The organism is Kitasatospora sp. NPDC058115, from assembly GCF_042884635.1.
GTDB lineage: Bacteria > Actinomycetota > Actinomycetes > Streptomycetales > Streptomycetaceae > Kitasatospora.
Genome location: NZ_JBHVTL010000047.1, coordinates 1 through 1,211, shown reverse-complemented (window position 1 = coordinate 1,211; position 1,211 = coordinate 1). Strand labels below are relative to the sequence as shown.

1 rRNA gene and 1 pseudogene are annotated in these 1,211 nt (G+C 73.2%); both read right to left on the bottom strand.

The features are described from left to right. Positions 1-895: pseudogene (locus ACFVVL_RS33585) on the bottom strand (hypothetical protein); the annotation flags it as partial. Positions 896-1,124: 229 nt separating this feature from the next. Further along, a 5S ribosomal RNA gene (gene rrf / locus ACFVVL_RS33580) occupies positions 1,125-1,211 on the bottom strand; the annotation flags it as partial.

Sequence of the window (1,211 nt, the reverse complement as noted above, 5' to 3'; positions counted from 1 at the left end):
CGCGGTCGTAGCCGCCCGAGGGACGGTCGTCACGGCGCGGACGGTCGTCACGGTCGTCCCGACGGAACCCACCCGGGCGGTCATCACGGCGGAAGCCGCCACCGGAGGGGCGGTCGTCACGACGGAAACCGCCACGGTCGTCACGGCCGCCACGGTCGTACCCGCCCGACGGACGGTCGTCACGACGGAACCCGCCACCGGCCGGGCGGTCGTCACGGCGGAAGCCACCACGGTCGTCACGGCCACCGCGGTCGTAGCCGCCCGACGGGCGGTCGTCGCGGCGGAAGCCGCCGCCGGAGGGGCGGTCGTCGCGACGGAAGCCACCACGGTCGTCACGCCCGCCACGGTCGTACCCGCCCGACGGACGGTCGTCACGGCGCGGACGGTCGTCACGGTCGTCCCGCCGGAACCCACCCGGACGGTCATCACGACGGAAGCCGCCACCGGAGGGGCGGTCGTCGCGACGGAAACCACCACGGTCGTCACGGCCGCCACGGTCGTAGCCGCCCGACGGGCGGTCGTCGCGGCGGAAACCGCCACCGGAGGGGCGGTCGTCACGGCGGAAACCGCCACGGTCGTCACGGCCACCGCGGTCGTAGCCGCCCGACGGACGGTCATCGCGACGGAAGCCGCCACGGTCACCACCCTGGTAGCCGCCCGGACGGTCGTCACGGCGGAAGCCGCCGCGGTCGCCACCACGGTCGTCACGGTCCCGGCCGTGCCCACCGGAGGGACGGTCGTCGCGACGGAAACCGCCGCGGTCGCCGCCACGGTCGTCGCGGCGGTCGTCGCGGCGCGGACCACGGTCGTTCGACCAGCCCCCGCGAGACCGGGGCTCGTAGCCGCGGCCGTCGTCCGATCGACGCTCGGGACGGTCCTGAGGCTGGTTCGCCATCGTGGTGACTCCTTCTGCTGCTTCATCTCCACCGCGGAGCGGGCAGCACCACTGCCCTCACGCGGTTCGGCGCCGGCCTTCTGACCGTGCACCATCTCCATTGTCCGGCATCGAGGGACGCCCCGCGTCTGGGCGGAAGTCCCGTTCTACCGGTCGTGCACACCTGCGCACCTACGCAAAAAAGCCGCGGCCCCCAGCGAATCGCTGGGGGCCGCGGCTTTGAATGATTGTTCGGCGGCGTCCTACTCTCCCACAGGGTCCCCCCTGCAGTACCATCGGCGCTGTGAGGCTTAGCTTCCGGGTTCGGAATGTAACC